This is a genomic window from Xylophilus sp. (assembly GCA_009914555.1).
GTDB lineage: Bacteria > Pseudomonadota > Gammaproteobacteria > Burkholderiales > Burkholderiaceae_C > WNDY01.
The window spans coordinates 1-4,219 of record WNDY01000119.1 but is presented as its reverse complement, the minus strand read 5'-3'; the positions used below and the strand labels follow the sequence as shown (position 1 = coordinate 4,219).

The following is a 4,219-nucleotide window of genomic DNA, read 5'->3' as shown; positions in this document are numbered from 1 at the left end:
AATACACCGCGTAAATGTTTGGGGTACAAAACGCCCGCAGAAGTCTTTCGGCAGAAACTCTTCGCAAACAGACATGGTTATGCGTAAACTCAAACCGAAAAGTCGCGCTTCAGCCTGACCTCACATGCGATCATCATCATTGCTATGCTGGTGCAACGGTCGCTCTCGCGACGATGAAAACTGGGGCGTAACGCACAGCGTTATCGCGCCCCGACGACAAGTTTGACGGGATTGAAGGGGCGGTCCGGTCACTCAGGGATAAAGCCCCCTGAACATTTGGGAGGAAATAATGCGAGGAAAATTTCTAGGTGTTGCTTTTGCTGCCTTGGCGGCTGGAGCTTTGGCCTTTACCGGCGCAGCAAGTGCGCAGGATAAGAAGGTGACGATCGGCGTATCGATCCCTGCTGCTGACCATGGTTGGACTGCTGGTGTTGTTTATCATGCCGAACGCGTTGCCAAGCTTCTGATGCAGGAGCATCCCGGCCTCAACGTGATCGTCAAGACATCACCAGATGCAGCCAGCCAGGCAAATGCGTTGCAGGATCTGGCTGTTCAGGGGCTTGATGGTCTTGTCGTGTTGCCCACCGATCCAGATCTGCGGGTCAATGCGATCAAGGAAATCAAGGATAAGGGCACTTTTGTAGCGCTCGTTGATCGCGCACCAAGTAGCAATGACAATTCGATCCGTGATCTTTATGTGGCGGGCAACAATCCGGCCTTGGGTCAGGTCGCTGGCGAGTACATCAAGAAGACCACACCTGATGCACAGGTCGTCGTTATTCGCGGCCTTCCGATCCCGATTGATCAGCAACGTCAGGACGGTTTTGACAAGGGTATCGAAGGCTCCAACGTCAAGATTCTTGATCGCCAGTATGGCAACTGGAACCGTGACGACGCCTTCCGTGTCATGCAGGACTTCCTGACAAAGTACCCTAAAATCGATGTTGTCTGGTGTCAGGATGACGACATGGCTGTCGGTGTGCTTGAAGCAATCAAGCAGGCCAACCGTGAAGACATCCAATATGTCATCGGCGGTGCCGGATCCAAGGACATGATCAAGAAGGTCATGGATGGCGATAAGCTTATGCCGGTTGACGTACTTTATCCGCCTGCAATGGTTTCCACCGCTATGCAGTTGGCTGCTGGTCATTTCTACGACCAGATTCCGGTGAGCGGCAACTACATCCTCGACGCTACTTTGGTGACCAAGGATAATGCCGAACAGTTCTACTTCCCGGATTCTCCTTTTTAATATCCTTCTGCGCGCCCGCTTTGTCGGACGCGTATTTGAGTTACCCCAATACAGTTTTGAATTTCATTCGGAGGACTTTTGATGAAGACGATCAAGGGGCCTGGGATATTTCTCGGGCAGTTTGCAGGAGATGAAGCGCCGTTCAATACCTGGGATGGCATCACGAAATGGGCTGCAGAAAAGGGCTATGCCGGTGTGCAGGTTCCAACCTGGGCAAGCCAGCTGATCGATCTGAAGAAGGCTTCTGAATCGAAAGATTATTGCGACGAATTTGCAGGCGTTGCGCGCGAGAATGGCGTTGAAGTGACCGAGCTTTCAACGCATTTGCAGGGTCAGCTTATTGCGGTTCATCCGGCTTATGATGAGGCATTTGACGGTTTTGCTGTGCCGGAAGTGCGTGGCAATCCGAAGGCCCGTCAGGCTTGGGCTGTTGAGCAGGTAAAGATGGCAATCCGTGCCTCGCGCAATCTTGGTATCGGCGCTCATGCAACGTTCTCCGGTGCTTTGGCATGGCCGTTTATCTATCCGTGGCCGCAGCGTCCTGCAGGTCTGGTCGAAACGGCGTTCGATGAACTGGCGCATCGTTGGCTGCCAATCCTTGACCACGCCGATGAGCATGGCGTGAATATTTGCTATGAAATCCATCCGGGTGAAGATCTGCATGACGGCGTGACGTTCGAGATGTTCCTTGAACGCGTTAAGAACCACCCGCGTGCGAACATGCTCTATGATCCATCGCATTACGTGCTGCAATGCCTCGATTATCTCGACAATATCGACATCTATAAAGACCGCATCAAGATGTTCCACGTCAAGGATGCCGAGTTTAATCCGACCGGTCGTCAGGGTGTTTATGGCGGCTATCAGGGCTGGGTGAACCGCGCAGGCCGCTTCCGTTCGCTGGGCGACGGTCAGGTCGATTTTGGCGCAGTGTTTGCAAAAATGGCGGCCAATGATTTTGATGGCTGGGCTGTTGTCGAATGGGAATGCGCGTTGAAGCACCCGGAAGACGGTGCGCGTGAAGGGGCTGAGTTTGTAAAGCACCATATTATCCGCGTGACCGACAAAGCCTTCGATGACTTTGCTGCTGGCGGCACCGATGACGCTGCCAATCGCCGTATGCTGGGATTGTAAGGTAGTTCAATGACCATTGAAGCAAAAACCAAAGAAACAGCCAATCCACGTATTCGACTTGGCATGGTTGGCGGCGGTGCAGGGGCCTTTATCGGCGGTGTGCATCGCATGGCCTCACGCCTCGATAATCGTTTTGAACTGGTGGCAGGCGCACTCTCGTCATCGCCAGATAAAGCGCAAGCCTCGGGGCGCGAGCTTGGGCTTTCAGAAGACCGCATTTATTCAAGCTATAAGGAAATAGCGATCCGCGAAGCGCGTCTCAAGAACGGTATTGAAGCGGTCGCAATCGTTACGCCCAATCATGTGCATTATGACGCCGCGAAGGAGTTTCTGCGCCGTGGCATTCATGTGATCTGTGATAAGCCACTGACCTCGACCCTGGCTGATACAAAGAAGCTCAAGAAAGAAGCCGACGAAAGCGGTGCGCTGTTTGTGCTGACGCATAATTTTATACCGGCTATCCGATGGTCCGGCAGGCGCGCGAAATGATTGCCGATGGCACGTTGGGTGATCTGCGCGTGGTGCAGGTTGAATATGCGCAGGACTGGCTCACGGAAGCGGTTGAAGAAACGGGCGCCAAGGGTGCTGTGTGGCGTACCGATCCAGCACAATCCGGTCTTGGTGGCGCAACCGGTGACATCGGCACTCACGCCTTTAACTTGGCATCCTTTGTCACCGGCCTGACGCTTGAAAGTCTGGCGGCTGATCTTGATAGCTTCGTTCCGGGTCGTCGTCTGGATGACAATGCGCATGTGATACTGCGTTTTGCAGGTGGTGCCAAGGGTATGCTTTGGTGCAGTCAGGTGGCACCGGGCAATGAGAATGCGCTGCGTTTGCGTGTCTTTGGCACCAAAGGCGGCATTGAATGGGCGCAGGAAGATCCGAACAGGCTCTGGTTCACGCCGTTTGGTGAGCAGAAGCGGCTGATTACCCGAGGCGGTGCAGGTGTTGGCGATGCGGCAACTCGTGTGACCCGTGTGCCGGGCGGCCATCCGGAAGGCTATCTCGAAGCCTTTGCAACGATCTACAGTGAAGCAGCAAACGCTATTCAGGCCAGACGGGACAACACCAACCCTGACAGTGCAATCATCTATCCAACAGTCGACGACGGCGTCAAAGGCGTTGCATTCATCGATGCCTGCGTCCGATCGTCAAACAAAAATGGCGGATGGGTGAGCCTCTGAAGCAATAAAATTGGAAAGCGCCGCCATTTTTGGGGCGGCGTTTTTACAGGCTGTTGAAGAAGTCTCTGGTTTGGCCTTCAGCACGGCCTCGTCTCCGCTATCGTATGCGAACGTGATCTCGATCGCGCCATCATCGAGTAACTCGGCATGACCGTCGCCCGATACTTCGTCCATTTCATCGCTTCCGCGCCATCTGAAGAAGACCATGGACGTGCTGTAGCCGAGATCGAGGCTCGCTTGCATCGCACCGAAGGCGATTTCGCCATGCCCGTTGGCCCCGATGGTGATTGTGGCGGGGTCAACCAGGTCGAGATAATCCCGATCCCATAGATCGGCCTCGACGATCCGCCAGCGGCCAATCAGGCGGCAGTTCGGGGCCGCGCTCATGACGACACCGTCAACAGTTTCGGCAGCCGCACCAGATCATAGGCGGCGGCCGCGAAGGTGAAGGCCCATCCGACGCGGTCGCGGCCACGGAACTTCGTCTTGTCCTGCCCCGCGACGGTCTTGATCCAACCGAACGCCTCCTCGATGCGCTTGCGGATGCGCAAGCTGACCCCATAGCCGGAATGGCGCGTCGTGCGCCCGTCAATGGCCGAGCGGCGACCATTGACGTTCTGCGCCACATGCGGCGTCACCTTCATCGACC

Annotated in this window: 6 protein-coding genes; 4 read left to right on the top strand and 2 right to left on the bottom strand. The window is 55.1% G+C overall.

Going from position 1 to position 4,219, the window contains the following annotated elements:
- The first annotated feature begins 289 nt into the window (after positions 1 to 289).
- The 4 genes from GAK38_RS23535 (at position 290) to GAK38_RS23520 (ending at position 3,570) form a co-directional block, all read left to right on the top strand.
- On the top strand, positions 290 to 1,252 hold the full coding sequence (locus GAK38_RS23535) for a substrate-binding domain-containing protein (protein WP_325347305.1): 963 nt from the start codon (positions 290 to 292) through the stop codon (positions 1,250 to 1,252).
- 81 nt (positions 1,253 to 1,333) lie between these two features.
- Entirely contained in the window at positions 1,334 to 2,386 is a 1,053-nt protein-coding gene (locus GAK38_RS23530; RefSeq protein WP_325347304.1) for a sugar phosphate isomerase/epimerase family protein, read from the top strand.
- A gap of 9 nt (positions 2,387 to 2,395) precedes the next feature.
- A complete protein-coding gene (locus GAK38_RS23525) occupies positions 2,396 to 2,875 on the top strand; it encodes a Gfo/Idh/MocA family protein (protein WP_325347303.1) in 480 nt (159 codons plus the stop codon).
- Positions 2,872 to 3,570 carry a Gfo/Idh/MocA family protein gene (locus tag GAK38_RS23520; RefSeq protein ID WP_325347302.1) on the top strand — a complete coding sequence of 233 codons (699 nt, stop codon included), beginning with the start codon at positions 2,872 to 2,874 and terminating at the stop codon, positions 3,568 to 3,570. The genes GAK38_RS23525 and GAK38_RS23520 overlap by 4 nt, the downstream gene beginning before the upstream one ends.
- On the opposite strand, the gene GAK38_RS23515 is transcribed toward GAK38_RS23520, so the two are convergent.
- Together GAK38_RS23515 and GAK38_RS23510 are read right to left on the bottom strand one after the other, a co-directional pair.
- On the bottom strand, positions 3,538 to 3,957 hold the full coding sequence (locus tag GAK38_RS23515; RefSeq protein WP_325347301.1) for a hypothetical protein: 420 nt from the start codon (positions 3,955 to 3,957) through the stop codon (positions 3,538 to 3,540). The two genes, GAK38_RS23520 and GAK38_RS23515, sit on opposite strands and share 33 nt — an antisense overlap.
- On the bottom strand, positions 3,954 to 4,219 hold a 266-nt coding region (locus tag GAK38_RS23510), incomplete at its 5' end, for a transposase (protein WP_325347300.1). The genes GAK38_RS23510 and GAK38_RS23515, both read right to left, overlap by 4 nt.

What these genes read in the sequence shown, in the direction of transcription:
- GAK38_RS23520 (WP_325347302.1), top strand. Translation starts at nt 2,872, where the DNA reads ATGATTGCCGATGGCACGTTGGGTGATCTGCGCGTGGTGCAGGTTGAA.
- GAK38_RS23530 (WP_325347304.1), top strand. Translation starts at nt 1,334, where the DNA reads ATGAAGACGATCAAGGGGCCTGGGATATTTCTCGGGCAGTTTGCAGGA.
- GAK38_RS23515 (WP_325347301.1), bottom strand. Translation starts at nt 3,957, where the DNA reads ATGAGCGCGGCCCCGAACTGCCGCCTGATTGGCCGCTGGCGGATCGTC.
- GAK38_RS23535 (WP_325347305.1), top strand. Translation starts at nt 290, where the DNA reads ATGCGAGGAAAATTTCTAGGTGTTGCTTTTGCTGCCTTGGCGGCTGGA.
- GAK38_RS23525 (WP_325347303.1), top strand. Translation starts at nt 2,396, where the DNA reads ATGACCATTGAAGCAAAAACCAAAGAAACAGCCAATCCACGTATTCGA.